Raw genomic sequence first — 13,360 nt, 5'->3', positions numbered from 1 at the left:
CGATGTAGGCCAGCTTGTTCATGGATTGCTCAGGCCTGAGTGATTGCCTGCGACGGAAGCCGACCGATAGGAGCCAGCGTGTACGGCCCAGCCTTCACGGTGGTCGTGATGAGCTTGCGGGTGCGACGACGGCGCGATGCCAGCGAGAGATTCGAGCGGCGCAACTGCGTGTCAGCGCGCGCGATGCTGGCGCCGGTGGTGTTCTGGAAGGCGTTCATGCGGCCTCCTCAAATGCCACGGCGCGCTCCAACTGCTCAATCAAGTAGTTGTGCCCAACACCGGCGGCCGCGCAGTACTCTTGAGGCCATTGACGAAGAATCCCCTCCGGAAGTCGGGGGTCCTTTTTTGATTTTCCGCATCCGATTGCTCGTCAGCGATGGCCTGCGCCATGACGGCCAACAGAAGATTTCTTTCCGCCGACTCGGGCATGTCCGACCACCGACGAAGCAACTTCTCCCATGTGTCTCTGCGCAACCTCATGCGGCCCCCAGCGATTCGAGTTGCCGCATCATTTCGATCATCTGGTCCTTGATGACCTGCACTTGCTTGGCGTTCTTCGGGCGGGCATCTGGCGCCAAGAACTTCTCGACCAGATACATCACGGGCGTCGTGTCCCCGGTCTTCTCGATGTACCGTTCAAGGGAGTCCACCGAGAAGTTGCGGGACGGGTCCTCGCTCAACTGCACAGAAAGGTTTCCGGGGGCCTGATTCAGATCGATGGCGACGCGCCCGAGCCCACGCTGGTAGACGCCCGCCGCGATGCAGTCGCGCAGCGACAGGTGACGATCCGTCAGCCCAGGCGTGAAGTCCAGCGTAAGTTGGTCCTTCTTCTCGGCGCGGAGGGCAGTGATAACGGTTGATGCCATCTGCTATCAGTCCTTATCTGGAGTTATCAATGGGAGGCAAAAAAATAGAGGCCATGAAACACGTACATGCCTCAGCCCTACTCAGCCTCTCCCTCGTTGGGCTCGCGCCTGACTTGGATAGCCAGGTCGATCAGGGCGGCGACGGCCAAGGCAGTCAGCAAGGCGGTGGCGATGAAGGCGGCCATGGGTCAGATTCCGGTGTGGGTGCCCGCGCCCTCCAGGGGCAGAATGGCGTCACCACAACAACCATCCCCTGGAGGGGCGAACATGAACGACATGGAATTCACTCGCGTGCCTCTTGCGCCGAACCCACTGAAGGACTTCCCGGAGTTCGCACGGACGGTGACAGCGAATCAACGCGAGCTAGGTCTAACCCTGAAGCGGTTGATCGAGCTGCAAGAGCAGTCGAATGCGCTTCTTGCGCAGCTTGTTCAGGGTCAAGCGGCGAAGGACTGAAGGGGTCGCGCTGGAGCAGTTGGGACCAAGCCAGCACGGCGGTCTGGCGCTCCAGCAGCGCGCGGCTCGCCCGCAGTTCTTCGAGCACGTCAGCAAGCGTGGGCACTTCGTCTGCCGGAATGGATGCGCCTGCGCTGCCGCCGTTCAGCACGGACTCTGTGAGCGCAAGCATTTGCTCACGGATGGAGATCAGCTCGCCCAGGAGGTCGATCTTTTCGTCCGCCTGCTCCTGCAGTGCAACGACGACATCGCGCAGTTCTGGCAATGTGCGGATTTCGGCGGCTTGGCGCTTGGACGGCGCCGTCGTTTCAAGCTCGGGGCCTTGCTCGCCCACGAAGCGCCAGATGCGAGGGATCGGGGGCCAGCCCGTCGATTGCTCCTGCTCGCCATCGGCAGCACGCACAAACACGCGCGTGCCATCGGCAAAGGTCAGCGACTCGCCGGGGCGCAGTTCGATGGTGCGCTCACCCATGGCTAGCCTCCTTCTCGGGGGAGAGAATCTGCTGGCCCAACTCAACACCGGAGAGCCGACCAATGAAGCGAGACATGGACTTGATCAGGCGCATCGCGCTGGAGACTGCGGCGCTGCCGTATGGCGAGCAGCTGACGGCCTTGGAAGGGGTCGCAGAGGAAGACTTTGTGACGCACGTCATATGGCTGCAGGAAGCGGGGCTGATCAAAGCAATTGCGCAGGATGGCGTGGGCACCTCCGAAGCGAGGTATGCCTTTGTGTTCAGGCTGACCTGGGCGGGGTGCGAGTTCACGGATGCGATCCGCGACGACACGCTCTGGAAGAAGGCGAAGGCCAACGTACTCAAGCCAGGCATGTCATTCACCTTCGATGTGCTCAAGGAATGGCTGAAAACCGAAATCACGCAGGGCCTGCCGACCTTGCGGGCTTTGGGCTAGCAATTCGCGGAGCTCGAACGCAGCAGCAAGCAAGCTGCTGCCTGTGGGGTCAAGCTCCAGCAGCTCAGTCGGCCGAATGGGATGGCGAACACTGCGACCCGCGATCTGTCCCCAACGAAGGGTCAGGGCAATCGCCCCATCGAGAACTGCCCGGTTGTTTCCAGATCGAATGCGCGCCAAGGCGTCGCGCATGTCCGGGGAGCGGACCGTGCTCATGCGCCCTCCTTCTCGGTGGCGAGAGCGGGCATGCCGACATCCAGCGCCGGACGGCCGGATGGGTGAGGCCAGGACCGATCCTTGATGCGTACCCAGCGGCGATCAGGACGCATCGCCTCCACAAGCACCGCGCCAGAAGTGAGCCGCTCGATGTGGACTGCGCGCTCCTCTGGGACAGGCCGCTCGCCAGCGACCCACTGATTGACAGTGGGGGTGGCAACATTCAGGAGGCGCGCCAGCGCAGCCTGACTGCCGGCGTGCTTTACAGCGAGGTCGATTGGATTAGGCACGGCCTCATGATAAGGCTTCGCCTACTCGCTTGCAACAGGAATTGCCTATTCGGTGTCGCCTAGTCGAGCATTAGGCGATGCTTACAGGTATTGAGCTTGGCCGCGCCATCGCTGAGGCCATTGAAAAAAAGGGCGTCCAGAAGGTGGATGTAGCCCAGCACTTCGGCGTTAAGCCGCCTTCAATTCAAGACTGGATCAATCGAGGCACTATCAGCAAAGGTAAGCTGCCCAAGCTCTGGGCCTACTTCGCTGACGTGGCCGGACCGTCGCACTGGGGGCTGGAGTCATTTCCTGGCGACATGAACGCCAAGCCGGTGAGCGGTGGAAAACGACCGTATCCCGTGATTTCGGCGGTGCAAGCCGGGCTGGTCAAGGAGATCTCAGACCCCTACGCTCCCGGCGACGGGTTCGATATCGAGTACGGCGACGACGATTGGTCAAAGTGGACGTTCGTCTTGGAGCTGGAAGGCAAGTCCATGGAGCCCGACTTCTTGGAGGGCGACCGGGTCTTCATAGACCCACATCTAGCCCCCCGCGCAGGCGACTTCGTGGTGGCAAAGAACCACAAGCAGGAGGCAACCTTCAAGAAGTACCGATTGAGGGGCGTGGACCTGGCGGGACAGGATCTGTTTGACCTGGTGCCGCTCAACCCTGACTATCCGACGATCAGCAGTGCAGAGCACAAGCTGACTGTTATCGGCGTCATGGTGGAGCATCGCCGAAAGTACCGCAGACCCAAGGAGCACTAGCGCACCAACTGTGAGCATTCCCAGGTTGCGCGACCCCGACGAATGCGTAACATCGAGTTTCAACCAACGGAGATGGGAATGATTCGATTGGCTTTGGCCGCCGCTGCAATGGCAGTCCTGGCAGGCTGCACCAGTACGCGTATTTCGCAGGACCTGTCGTCGGGCGTGATTGGGTGTCCGGCCAGAGAAATCCAGATCGTCAATGAGGAGGCGACCTTGTCCGGAACGCACACCTTCGAGGCGGTCTGCAAGGGTAAGCGCCACTTCTGCAGCTACCACACGACCACCGGCATGAACTGCAAGCCTGAGTAAGCTTGACATGGCACTGATCAACTGCACCGAGTGCGGCAAGCAGGTCAGCGATAAGGCGGCGGCGTGTCCGCGTTGCGGTGCGCCAGTTGAGACTCCCCCGCCCGCGGGCGATGGTGAGGCCTATGCGGGCACATTCCCGGACATGGCTGAGCATGGTGCCGCCCTGAAAAAGTACGCAGCAGAGCAGAAGAAGACCAAGAGAAACTTCTGGATCGGGATGGCATTCCTGGCCGCGATCATCATCGGCTCATGCAGTGCCGGCAGCGGAAAGAACTCCGGCCCCAGTGCGCCGCGTGCGTTCGATTCTTCAGACGCGCTGGTCATGTGCCAGATGGCGCTCAAGCGGATAGCCCGCGATCCGGACAAGGCCGAAATCCCTTACGTTGTCGATCACGGGTCAGGCGATGAAGCCTACTTCGCCTGGGGCAACTCGACCAAGATGGCAAGGATGCGCAACGGCCTGGGCCTGGACGTCGCCACCACCGCATCCTGTACCGTGAGCAAGTCCCAGAAGCGCATCACCTCGCTGACGCTGGACGGGAAGACGATCCTATGACCGGCCACACAACCTCCTGCCGCCGAGTCCGCGGCGGCTTCGACTGCGAGACGGATTGAGGCAGCGCGTGAGCTACCCCAAGGGCGGGAAGGTGGCGGGGTGAGGCTGGTTGTGCCGGAGTCGTTTAGGTAGGCAAAGAAAAGGCCCCTAGGAGGCCTTAGAACTTGTGCGTGATGCCCGCGTCTCTCATGATGCCGTTGGCGGTGTGGCGAGAGTAGCAGTTGTATGAAACCATCACCCTGATTGCGCCCTTGCGATAGAACTCGTGGGAGCCTTTGCCTGCCCCATCAAAAGAAAAGCCATGCTCCTTGAGCATGGCTATAACTTGAGGGTAGTAGCTCCTCATGCGGGGCAGAACTCTCCACTCCAAGCCAGCCTGGCCTCGGATTTGGCACGCCCGTGCACTTGTTCGGTGATAAGCGCGTCAGCGCCTAGGCGCACCTCATGGAACAGTTCTTCAAGGGTGGCTGCTTCGGCCACAAGGCCCCGCAAATCAGGGCTAGTCGCCACAAAGACCCCTGCCTCTTCATCCTTCAACACTTCAATGTTGAAAACGAGCGGCCTACCAAAGCGAGCCGCCAGCTTCCATCCCGGAAACCCAACTCGATACATATCAGACTCCTGTTCTCGACTCTCACGAGTCGTTTGAAAGACAGTCTCAGGACGCTTCACAGCGTGTGCTTACAGTGCCTGTAAACACCTGATTTTGCCCCATTCGGTAGGCCCGAACGTAGGACCTACCCGAACAACCGTGCTGCGCTGCGGCAAATACAACTGATCGTTCGTCCAGCCATGCCCCACACAGCCCGCTTCGGCGGGCTTTTTTTCGTCTTGAGGTTGGAGGGCATGGGGCGATTGGTCATGGTCAATCCGCAAGGCGCTGACTAGGATGGCTGGTCCACAACCACCCTGGAGGGGATATGTCAGACGAAGCCAAGATCAACGCCGCCGCAGAGCTTGCGGATCGATACATCGAGATCATCCTGTCTACGAAGCCGGAACTGCTGGTCTACGGCGTGGCGGGCGCAAAGCTGGAAGAGATACCGCGCTACGCCCAGAAGTTGACCGACTTCCGCCAGCAGGTCATCAATAACCTGCTGCAGCAGCCCCTGCCCGATCTTCCCGAGGACGATTGACCTCGCCCCGCGCCGCCTCATAAGCGGCCACCACGCCCAGGCCCAGATCTTCGCCGGTCTGGCCTTGGTGCTTGAACTTCAGCGCCGCGATCAGCGGCAGTAGGAACTTCAACATCTGTATCTCCACGGCCGCCACGAGCGGCCTTTTTTCTTCGCCCGGACATCGAGCGGTGGGGGGGATTGTGGCACTAATGACCGGCGGGATGCGGCATCGCCTCATCGAATAAGGCTTCGCCTATTGACAGGCGATAAGGCCGCGCCTAATATTCACCCATCGACACACAAACCCCAGCCCGACCGATACGAGGGCTAAGCCGACAGGACGGAGAGGCGGGGCTAGTCCGGAAGGGCGCAGTCGATGGGCACCAGGGATCGGCCGGGCGCCAACAGATCGTTCACAACGTATTTCCCGGGCCTCTGATGGCAGGGCGTAGACCGCGACGAGAGCAGCGGTTGATGGGGCCGGCGTCCTAGAACAGAAAGCCGGTGGAACGCGATTGCCCTGTGTAGGGATCGGAAGTCGCGTGTGCACGGCGCTGATGTTGATCAGCAAAGCGATGCCAGATCGCAGCGGGAGCCCGGTACGCCGGGGAGATGTCCGCACAGCCCTTGGCAACAGGGGCGAAATCTGAGCGCATTCGCGGAGTGCTCTCAGGTTTACATGAGAACAGCATGGACGCAGAAAAGATCGCCGCCCTGGCCGAGCTGATGGGCCGCAAGCCCTCGGAGGTCGAGGATTACGTGATCGGACTGAGCATCTTCGTCAATCGTGGATTCACGTTGGAAGAGGCGATCCACAAGCTCAACGCGATGTGGGGGAATGTGCTGACGGCCGTCACTACGGCGGCCAGCAATGCCGAGCGCGTGCCTTCGTGGGGCGAGGCCCTGAACGGCTATGTGCAAACACTCGCCGAAGACGCATGGGACACGGTGGACGTTGCAACCCAGGGACCGAAGCTGGCCAAGCGCCGCCGGGAGTGGGCGCTGATCTGATCCCTGCGAGCCATTCGCAAGAGTGGCAAATCAAAAGCGCCCTCACACCGAGGGCGTTTCTGTTTTCACAAGGAGCAATGATGCAGACGCATGACTTCTTCACGCGGATCATCGCGACAAATGCGCTCGGGCCGAACATGATCCCTGCGACACAGGAAATTACCGAGATCTACGTGTGCAGCATGTGCGACTCGGAACATGAGGACGAGGACTCTGCCCTTGAGTGCTGCCCTCCCGAGGTGTACCACCGCTACAAATGCCCGGTCTGCAAGACCACTCACCGTCGAGAAGACGATGCTGAAAAGTGCTGCCCTGGCGCTGCAGCCGGACAGCCTCGCCAGTGTCCGGTGTGCTGTGAAGGCGCGGAAAGCTACGAGGACGCTGCCGACTGCTGCCTGCACACGCACCCCACCATGAGCGCGCTGGGCAGGCAGGAAGTGGCGCGGCTGGTTGAGTCCGGCACGCCCTGGCCCGACGCCGTCGCCGCCTGCGTCAATCACTGACATGGGCCGCGGATCAAAGCACGGCCTGCACCGCGACGAGTGGCAGCAGCGCCGCACCGAGTTTGTCGCGCGCGGCCTGGAGCTGCCGCAGTCGAAGCTGATCCCGTTGGACATCGCAGCGATCCGGTCGGCCGCCCGCCAGCGCGAATCGCTGCGCCAGCACATCCGGGAAAAGTTGAGTAACGAGGCCCTGGCTAAGCAGTTCAACGTCCACGTTCGCACCGTCGAGAAGGTGCTGAGCCGCGAGACATGGAGTCAGGAAGTCTGACGCCCCAACCAGGACCAATCTCGGTCCCTCTGTTTATAGGAGAGAGTGATGAGCTGGACAGACGACAGCGCCGCATGGATAGCTGAGCAGGTCAAGGCTCATCCCGATATGAGCAAGGCCGAACTGGAAAAGCACTGCCGCAAGAACTACCCGTTCTGCGAGCGACGTGGCTGGGCCTACAAAGCTTGGCTCAAGGCGATGCGCACCTACTTCCGGCCTCAGTCTATGCGGCCCGTGCGCGCCGGCAAGACCGAACCAAGCCCCGAAGAACTGGAACGGCGCGGTCAACAGAGGCTGATCGCCTAACCCCACCGCCCTGCAAAGCAAGCATGAAAACGGGCGAGTTCCTTTTGCTTGCGGCGCTGATCTTCATCGCGCCGCACCTGCGCCCAATCTACGGCGCATGTATCACCGTCTGCCTCGCGCTTCTGTGCGCGATCTGGGTCATCTACGCATGACCTCACCGAATTGCCGAAAGCGGATAGCTGGCCTCTGGCTTTTCCGGGGGAGCGCACCAGCCGCAGCGATTAGGCATTCATCTTCACGGGAGCCAGCAACTCCTCCAGCCGCGACCCCGGACCCGCGCGGCAACAAGCCCCTGAATGAGCCCACGCCCTTCCCGAGCACAAGGGGTGTGGTGCTTACGCGCGCGCTGGCAGCAAGAGATAGCGCGATTTGGGGGAAGTGGCCGATCAATCAACTAGCCCGCCGTCGCGGGCTTCGTCTTTTCTGGAGCAGAGCATGGAAGCAAAGCACACGCCGGGCTACGAAGTGGAGCGCGATGGCCGCGTATTCTCGGTATCGTCCAACTGGAGAGGGTTGGGGCGAAGAGAACTGAGCCAAGACTTGAACGATGACGGCTATCCATCCGTTCGACTGACCATAGGCGGAAAGAGGACGCGCTATGCGGTTCACAAACTGGTGGCGATTCATCACCTCCCACCAAGGCCCAGCGAAGAGCATGAGGTCCGCCATCTTGATGGAAACAAGTTGAACCCCCACGCCGACAACTTGGCATGGGGCACGCGGAAAGAAAACGCCGATGACCGCGAACGGCATGGAAGAACTTCACGCGGTGCGTCGCACAGCAATGCAATCAAGTCGAGCAATCACTCCAATCGTGTTGCACGCGGTGACAGCCATTACAAACGTCGCGCCGCCATCGCGAAGGCTCTCGGGAGTGCCGCATGACCGCCGCCCTCCCTCTGCCCGCGTTCGACGCGATGGGCGAGCAGCTGGCGGCGCTGCGCAGTGCACAGGCCCCGCTGCAGAACAAGCGCCGCGCGCTGATCGACCAGAAGATGTGCCTCGCAGTGGGCGCGACGGATGACGCGTTCAGCGCCGACCTGTCGTACCGCGAGTACGTGGCCGACGCGCTGCACTTCGCGGCTTCGCAGTGGCGCAAGGACGAGCCCGAGCGCCGCGGCCTGTACGAGTACCGCTACGACGCGGAGGCGCCGGCGGACCTGCTGTGCTTCATGGAGGTGGACGACGTGGGCGGCATGTACCTCGAGCGCGCCTACCTGGGCCCGTTCGACGTGACCGAGCTGGTCTTCCCCATCAAGAAGCAGATCGAGGAAGCGGCCGAGCGGCACCACCGCATCGAGGCTGCGCGCGCCCGCACGGACAACCGCATCCCTTCGGAGGCTTGCTGATGACCGAGAAGCACTCTCCAGCGCCGTGGCGCGTCCAAGAATCGGCGACGTCCATCAGCGTTGTCGCTGCCAATAACGAGACCATCTTTCACGATGACAAGCGCATTCCTTCGGTGATTGATGACGCCCGCCTGATCGCCGCCGCGCCTGAGCTGCTGGCCTTCGCTATCCGCCAGATCAAGCGCAAACACCGTGGACAGGTTTTGCTGGATCACGAAGACGTGATCGATCTGGAGAACCTGATCGCCAAAGCCACCGGGGAGGCGCAACCGTGAACTACCAAGCCCACGACTGGGCGCTGTTCGCATGCGCCCCTCTTGCCCTGTTCGTCATCTGGAGGTTTGCATGAAGCCCGCCCGACGCCTGCGCGCAGTGACCAAGCCCGAGCCGAAGCCCATCGGCGGACTGATGGATCCGCGCTTCCAGTACGTGCCCGCAGCGGCTACCAACATCCGCGCCACCTTTGAGCGCATCCGTGAACAGCAGGCCAAGCAAGCGAGGACGATGTGAGACGCGATCTCTCCCCAACCGCCCTGGCCGAGCTTGAGATCGGCAGCCAGCAGGACCACAACGCGCGGCACGAGCGGCACACAGCGATGTTGCAGGCGGCGTACGAGCCCGTGTCCTGGGTCACCTTCGCCGTCATCGTCATGGTGGCTTTCGGCATCAGCTTGGCCATCGGGCTTGTGCTGGGCCACATCGTTTTCAACCCGTTTGCGAGGTGATGCATGAACGCCATCCAGACGATCTCCAACTACGTCTACGGAGCCGAGGACAGCTTCCAGAACGTGCTGGCCGACCGCTCGATGAACTTCGAGCGCGAGGCCGGGTTCGCCATCCAGATCCTCACCGCGAATGACTACGTGGCAAAGCTGGCCGCGAACGACCGGCAGTCCGTGGTCAACGCAGTGACCAACATTGCCGCCATCGGCATCAGCCTGAACCCTGCCAAAAAGCAGGCCTACCTGGTGCCGCGCAAGGGCAAGATTTGCCTTGACATCAGCTACATGGGCCTGATCGACCTGGCCATCCAGTCGGGCTCGATCATGTGGGCGCAGGCGGACCTGGTCTACTCCAGCGATGCGTTCACCCTGAACGGTTTCGACAAGCCACCCACCCACTCATTCAACCCGTTCTCCAAGGACCGGGGCGACATCGTCGGCGCCTACGTGGTCGTGAAGACGCACAGCGGCGACTACCTGACCGAGTGCATGAGCCGCGAAGACATCGACGCCATCAAGAACCGCTCCGAGTCGGTGAAGGCCGGCAAGTCGTCACCCTGGGACACCGACTACGGCGAGATGGCGAAGAAGACGGTCGTGAAGCGTGAACCGCCCCGGTTTTCGCGGAGGCTGGTTGGCTTGAGTCAGGCCGAGCTGGCCTGCCGCTCAAGATTGCGATAGTAGGTGGTCTCGAACTCGGCGGGCGGCACGTAGCCCAGCGGGGCCATCAGCCGATGGTTGTTGAACCATGACACCCACTCCAAGGTCGCTAACTCCACCGCCTCTCTGGTCTTCCAGGGCGCCCGGCGATGGATCAACTCGGCCTTGTACAGCCCGTTGATCGTCTCTGCCAGAGCGTTGTCGTAGGAGTCGCCCTTGCTGCCCACCGATGGCTCGATGCCGGCCTCGGCCAACCGCTCGGTGTAGCGAATGCTGACGTATTGCGACCCGCGGTCGCTGTGACACACGAGCGAGCCTTCCTGGCCGGGCTGGCGGGCGTACAGGGCCTGCTCCAGGGCATCGAGCACGAAGTCCGTGCGCATGCTCGTGCTCACCCTCCAGCCCACGATGCGCCGCGAGAACACGTCGATCACGAAGGCCACGTACAGCCAGCCCTGCCAGGTGGACACGTACGTGAAGTCGCTCACCCACAGCTGGTTCGGGCGCTGCGCGCTGAACTGCCGGTTGACCAGGTCCTGCGGGCATGGCGCTCGCGCATCGCCGATCGTTGTGCGCACCACTTTGCCGCGCACGACCCCACGCAGCCCCATGCGGCGCATCAGGCGCTCGACGGTGCAGCGCGCCACCGTGTGGCCTTCGCGTTGCAGTTGCCGCCAGACCTTGTCAGCGCCGTAGACCCGCAGGTTGGCCTGCCACACCCGTTCGATGTGGGCCATCAGTTCCTGGTCTCGCTGGGCTCGGCCGCTGAGCAAGGCCGCATCGCGCTGCCGGGCAGCGTGCCGCCGGTAGGCCGATGGGGCGATCTGCAGCAGCCTGCAGATCGGCTCGACCCCATGCCGCTGGCGGTGCCGGTCCACGAAGGCGTACATCACTTCAGCCGGCGGTCGAGCTCCGCCTGGGCGAAAAACGCGCTGGCCAGCTTGAGGATCTCGTTGGCGCGGCGAAGCTCGCGCACTTCGCGCTCCAGTTCCTTGACGCGCTTGGCCTCGGCCGTGGTCACGCCTTCGCGTTGACCCGTGTCACGCTCGTGCTGACGCACCCAGTTCAGCAGCGTCTGCGGCGTGCTGCCGATCTTGCCGGCGATCGACACCACCGCCGCCCACTGCGATTCGTACTCTGCTCGGTGATCGAACACCATGCGCACCGCACGCTCGCGAACCTCCGGCGAAAACTTCACTGACTTCCTCATGATGGCTCCATCTTCTCAAACGAGGGAGCCTCCGCGAAAACCGGGGCGGTTCAGCGCGCCTACAAGTACTGGCCGAAGTCAGATCGTCTGGATGAGGCGATCCACCACCTGAACACCGAAGGCGGCGAAGGGCTGGCAGTGGTTGCCAAGCCGGCCACGATTGACCCTCAGCCCATCATTGACGGCGCGCGCAACACCAAGACGGTCGAGGAACTGAACGCCTACTGGGCCGAGCACAACGGCAAGCTGGCGAACAACCTGCCCGCTCACGACGCGCTGAAGGCCGCATGCAAGGCGCACAAGGCTCGCCTGCAAGCGCAGCGGGCTAAGGATGAGGCAACCGACGTAGAGGTGAAAGAAGATGCCGTGGAGGTGGCGCAATGAACCGGGCGGAAGCTGCACGTATCGCTCGCGCGGCCAAAGCCGCAAAGACACCTCCTCTCTCGGACCGATTCTGGTCCAGGGTAGATAGACGAGGCGCCGACGAATGCTGGCCCGGGACCGCCTCTGTACGTCGCAAAGAAGAGGGTTATGGCGCGTTCTGGCTGGACGGGAGACACCAGCCCTCCAATCGGGTTGCCTTGCTTCTCTCCGGCATCGATGTTCCCGCTGGGATGGCGGTCTGCCATCGCTGTGACAACCCAGCATGTTGCAACCCCAGTCACTTGTTTGTCGCCACCCACAAGCAAAACAACGACGACAAGGTTGCGAAGCGAAGACAGGCGACAGGCGAGAAGCGCGGAGGCGCAAGGCTGACAGCAGCAGCGGTCTCAGAAATCAGGTCGTACCGAGGGCCTGGAATAAAGCAGTTAAGAAAAGGTGTGGCCGCGGAGCTTGCGGCGAAATTTGGCGTCTCTGTGCCTTACATCTCGGAGCTGCAAACCAGAGGCTGGGGGAAATGATGGTCAACTTCTTCAATCATCCGCAGGGTTCTGACGAATGGCATGAGGCGCGACGCGGTGTCATCACGGGAAGCCGGTTCCGCGACGCTCGCGACAAGCTGAAGAGCGGCCACCCGAGCAAAGCATGCCTCGACTATGCCCGGGACCTAGCACGTGAACGGCTGGGCGGCAGCGCTCCAAGCAAGCCACAGAGCGCCGCAATGCGTGTTGGGACAGAACAGGAGCCCGTCGCGCGCGCGCGATACGAAGCGAAAACGGGCTACATGGTCGAAGAGGTCGGCTTCTTCTCAACGGCCGACGGTCTCTTCGGCGGATCGGTTGACGGCCTGATCGACGAAGACGGCGTGCTGGAGATCAAAACAATGGTCAGCAGCGACACGCTGTTCACAGCCGTCGCCGAGCACGACTTGAGTGCATACCGGGACCAGTGCCTGGGCTATCTCTGGTTGCTTGGCCGCAAGTGGGTCGATCTGGTGCTGTGGTGCCCCGACCTGAAGCACATGGTCATCCACCGGATCGAACGCGACGAAGAAGCCATCGAAGCGCTCGAGTCCGACATGCTCGCCTTCGCCAAGAAGGTCGATGAGTACGAGTTCGCGCTGAGCATGGCTCTGGCAGCGAACGAACACAACCAACTGGAACCAGCATGAGCAAGAAGTACGACGTGACCGCCGTGACCGGCAAATACACCGACCGTGACGGCAACGAGAAGAGCCGCTACATGACCATCGGCGCAATCATCGAGACGCGCAACGGCCCCATGCTCAAGCTGGAGGGCGTGCCTGTGGGCTGGGATGGCTGGGCCTACCTCAACGAGCCCAAGGAGCGCGAGGGCGGGCAGCCGCAGCAACGTCAACAGAGCAAGCCGCAGAACCGGCGCCAAGACGCCGATTTCGAGGACCCGCCGTTCTGACCCCCGCCCTCCCCCGACAACAGCCCGCTAGTCGGGCTTTTCCA

27 protein-coding genes and 1 other annotated feature are annotated in these 13,360 nt (G+C 62.1%); of the genes, 20 read left to right on the top strand and 7 right to left on the bottom strand.

Annotated features, from left to right (window positions below):
- Positions 1–29 precede the first annotated feature (29 nt).
- The 3 genes from LG388_RS18880 to LG388_RS18870 all read right to left on the bottom strand — a co-directional run bounded on the left by LG388_RS18880 (position 30) and on the right by LG388_RS18870 (position 1,794).
- Positions 30–218 (bottom strand): hypothetical protein, encoded by a 189-nt coding sequence (locus LG388_RS18880; protein ID WP_225784235.1) that lies wholly within the window; start codon positions 216–218, stop codon positions 30–32.
- Between the two features lie 258 nt (positions 219–476).
- Positions 477–866 carry a hypothetical protein gene (locus tag LG388_RS18875; protein ID WP_225783360.1) on the bottom strand — a complete coding sequence of 130 codons (390 nt, stop codon included), beginning with the start codon at positions 864–866 and terminating at the stop codon, positions 477–479.
- A gap of 283 nt (positions 867–1,149) precedes the next feature.
- Complete coding sequence (locus LG388_RS18870) at positions 1,150–1,794, bottom strand: hypothetical protein (protein ID WP_225784234.1); 645 nt, start codon at positions 1,792–1,794, stop codon at positions 1,150–1,152.
- Between the two features lie 62 nt (positions 1,795–1,856).
- Between LG388_RS18870 and LG388_RS18865 the strand changes: the two genes are divergently transcribed.
- Positions 1,857–2,231: a DUF2513 domain-containing protein gene (locus LG388_RS18865; protein WP_225783362.1), complete on the top strand. Its 375-nt coding sequence runs from the start codon at positions 1,857–1,859 to the stop codon at positions 2,229–2,231.
- A gap of 212 nt (positions 2,232–2,443) precedes the next feature.
- Here the strand turns inward: LG388_RS18865 and LG388_RS18860 are convergent, their stop codons facing one another.
- Positions 2,444–2,737 (bottom strand): Cro/CI family transcriptional regulator, encoded by a 294-nt coding sequence (locus tag LG388_RS18860; RefSeq protein WP_225784233.1) that lies wholly within the window; start codon positions 2,735–2,737, stop codon positions 2,444–2,446.
- Between the two features lie 77 nt (positions 2,738–2,814).
- Between LG388_RS18860 and LG388_RS18850 the strand changes: the two genes are divergently transcribed.
- The 3 genes from LG388_RS18850 (at position 2,815) to LG388_RS18840 (ending at position 4,354) form a co-directional block, all read left to right on the top strand.
- The gene (locus LG388_RS18850; RefSeq protein WP_304956856.1) at positions 2,815–3,486 is read left to right on the top strand and encodes a LexA family transcriptional regulator; all 672 of its coding nucleotides are present in this window, start codon (positions 2,815–2,817) and stop codon (positions 3,484–3,486) included.
- Between the two features lie 78 nt (positions 3,487–3,564).
- Positions 3,565–3,798: a hypothetical protein gene (locus LG388_RS18845; protein ID WP_225784232.1), complete on the top strand. Its 234-nt coding sequence runs from the start codon at positions 3,565–3,567 to the stop codon at positions 3,796–3,798.
- Positions 3,799–3,805: 7 nt separating this feature from the next.
- On the top strand, positions 3,806–4,354 hold the full coding sequence (locus LG388_RS18840) for a zinc-ribbon domain-containing protein (protein ID WP_225784231.1): 549 nt from the start codon (positions 3,806–3,808) through the stop codon (positions 4,352–4,354).
- A gap of 157 nt (positions 4,355–4,511) precedes the next feature.
- Here the strand turns inward: LG388_RS18840 and LG388_RS18835 are convergent, their stop codons facing one another.
- Entirely contained in the window at positions 4,512–4,700 is a 189-nt protein-coding gene (locus LG388_RS18835) for a type II toxin-antitoxin system HicA family toxin (protein ID WP_225783366.1), read from the bottom strand.
- On the bottom strand, positions 4,697–4,966 hold the full coding sequence (locus tag LG388_RS18830; RefSeq protein ID WP_225783367.1) for a DUF1902 domain-containing protein: 270 nt from the start codon (positions 4,964–4,966) through the stop codon (positions 4,697–4,699). The genes LG388_RS18835 and LG388_RS18830 overlap by 4 nt, the downstream gene beginning before the upstream one ends.
- A 308-nt stretch (positions 4,967–5,274) precedes the next feature.
- Between LG388_RS18830 and LG388_RS18825 the strand changes: the two genes are divergently transcribed.
- The 12 genes from LG388_RS18825 to LG388_RS18775 all read left to right on the top strand — a co-directional run bounded on the left by LG388_RS18825 (position 5,275) and on the right by LG388_RS18775 (position 10,312).
- A complete protein-coding gene (locus LG388_RS18825; protein WP_225784230.1) occupies positions 5,275–5,490 on the top strand; it encodes a hypothetical protein in 216 nt (71 codons plus the stop codon).
- A gap of 672 nt (positions 5,491–6,162) precedes the next feature.
- The gene (locus LG388_RS18820) at positions 6,163–6,483 is read left to right on the top strand and encodes a hypothetical protein (RefSeq protein WP_225784229.1); all 321 of its coding nucleotides are present in this window, start codon (positions 6,163–6,165) and stop codon (positions 6,481–6,483) included.
- 80 nt (positions 6,484–6,563) lie between these two features.
- The gene (locus LG388_RS18815) at positions 6,564–6,986 is read left to right on the top strand and encodes a hypothetical protein (RefSeq protein ID WP_225784228.1); all 423 of its coding nucleotides are present in this window, start codon (positions 6,564–6,566) and stop codon (positions 6,984–6,986) included.
- Between the two features lies 1 nt (position 6,987).
- On the top strand, positions 6,988–7,254 hold the full coding sequence (locus LG388_RS18810) for a hypothetical protein (protein WP_225784227.1): 267 nt from the start codon (positions 6,988–6,990) through the stop codon (positions 7,252–7,254).
- A gap of 48 nt (positions 7,255–7,302) precedes the next feature.
- The gene (locus tag LG388_RS18805; protein ID WP_225783371.1) at positions 7,303–7,560 is read left to right on the top strand and encodes a hypothetical protein; all 258 of its coding nucleotides are present in this window, start codon (positions 7,303–7,305) and stop codon (positions 7,558–7,560) included.
- A 23-nt stretch (positions 7,561–7,583) separates the two neighbouring features.
- Complete coding sequence (locus LG388_RS26715; protein ID WP_255632172.1) at positions 7,584–7,712, top strand: hypothetical protein; 129 nt, start codon at positions 7,584–7,586, stop codon at positions 7,710–7,712.
- Positions 7,713–7,995: 283 nt separating this feature from the next.
- Positions 7,996–8,445 carry an HNH endonuclease gene (locus tag LG388_RS18800; protein WP_225783372.1) on the top strand — a complete coding sequence of 150 codons (450 nt, stop codon included), beginning with the start codon at positions 7,996–7,998 and terminating at the stop codon, positions 8,443–8,445.
- Positions 8,442–8,909, top strand: a complete 468-nt coding sequence (locus LG388_RS18795; protein ID WP_225783373.1) for a hypothetical protein — start codon at positions 8,442–8,444, stop codon at positions 8,907–8,909. The genes LG388_RS18800 and LG388_RS18795 overlap by 4 nt, the downstream gene beginning before the upstream one ends.
- Positions 8,909–9,184, top strand: a complete 276-nt coding sequence (locus LG388_RS18790; protein WP_225783374.1) for a hypothetical protein — start codon at positions 8,909–8,911, stop codon at positions 9,182–9,184. The genes LG388_RS18795 and LG388_RS18790 overlap by 1 nt, the downstream gene beginning before the upstream one ends.
- Positions 9,185–9,254: 70 nt before the next feature.
- Entirely contained in the window at positions 9,255–9,419 is a 165-nt protein-coding gene (locus LG388_RS18785) for a hypothetical protein (protein ID WP_225783375.1), read from the top strand.
- Positions 9,416–9,634: a hypothetical protein gene (locus LG388_RS18780; RefSeq protein WP_225783376.1), complete on the top strand. Its 219-nt coding sequence runs from the start codon at positions 9,416–9,418 to the stop codon at positions 9,632–9,634. Before LG388_RS18785 ends, LG388_RS18780 begins: the two co-directional genes overlap by 4 nt.
- Before the next feature lie 3 nt (positions 9,635–9,637).
- A complete protein-coding gene (locus tag LG388_RS18775; RefSeq protein ID WP_225784226.1) occupies positions 9,638–10,312 on the top strand; it encodes a recombinase RecT in 675 nt (224 codons plus the stop codon).
- On the opposite strand, the gene LG388_RS18770 is transcribed toward LG388_RS18775, so the two are convergent.
- Positions 10,276–11,501, bottom strand: a protein-coding gene (locus LG388_RS18770) for an IS3 family transposase (RefSeq protein ID WP_225784225.1) whose coding sequence is annotated in 2 segments (ribosomal slippage) — positions 10,276–11,213 and positions 11,213–11,501 — 1,227 coding nt in all. Because the reading frame shifts where the segments join, the coding sequence is not laid out codon by codon here. The two genes, LG388_RS18775 and LG388_RS18770, sit on opposite strands and share 37 nt — an antisense overlap.
- Positions 11,107–11,223 (bottom strand) — a sequence feature (AL1L pseudoknot). Its footprint overlaps the gene before it by 117 nt.
- A 138-nt stretch (positions 11,502–11,639) precedes the next feature.
- Here LG388_RS18770 and LG388_RS18765 point away from each other — a divergent pair.
- Genes LG388_RS18765 through LG388_RS18750 form a run of 4 tightly spaced genes read left to right on the top strand, consistent with a single transcriptional unit; the run spans position 11,640 to position 13,316 of the window.
- A complete protein-coding gene (locus LG388_RS18765) occupies positions 11,640–11,885 on the top strand; it encodes a hypothetical protein (protein ID WP_225784224.1) in 246 nt (81 codons plus the stop codon).
- Positions 11,882–12,403, top strand: a complete 522-nt coding sequence (locus LG388_RS26855; RefSeq protein WP_225784223.1) for an HNH endonuclease signature motif containing protein — start codon at positions 11,882–11,884, stop codon at positions 12,401–12,403. Before LG388_RS18765 ends, LG388_RS26855 begins: the two co-directional genes overlap by 4 nt.
- Entirely contained in the window at positions 12,400–13,053 is a 654-nt protein-coding gene (locus LG388_RS18755; RefSeq protein ID WP_225783378.1) for a lambda exonuclease family protein, read from the top strand. The genes LG388_RS26855 and LG388_RS18755 overlap by 4 nt, the downstream gene beginning before the upstream one ends.
- Positions 13,050–13,316, top strand: coding sequence for a hypothetical protein (locus LG388_RS18750; RefSeq protein WP_225783379.1), 267 nt, complete (start codon positions 13,050–13,052; stop codon positions 13,314–13,316). The genes LG388_RS18755 and LG388_RS18750 overlap by 4 nt, the downstream gene beginning before the upstream one ends.
- The last annotated feature ends 44 nt before the right edge of the window (positions 13,317–13,360 follow it).

This window comes from Xenophilus sp. Marseille-Q4582, from assembly GCF_916700565.1.
Classification (GTDB): Bacteria; Pseudomonadota; Gammaproteobacteria; order Burkholderiales; family Burkholderiaceae_C; genus Xenophilus.
The sequence above is the reverse complement of the archived record's forward strand: the minus strand, read 5'-3'. Positions and strand labels throughout refer to the sequence as shown.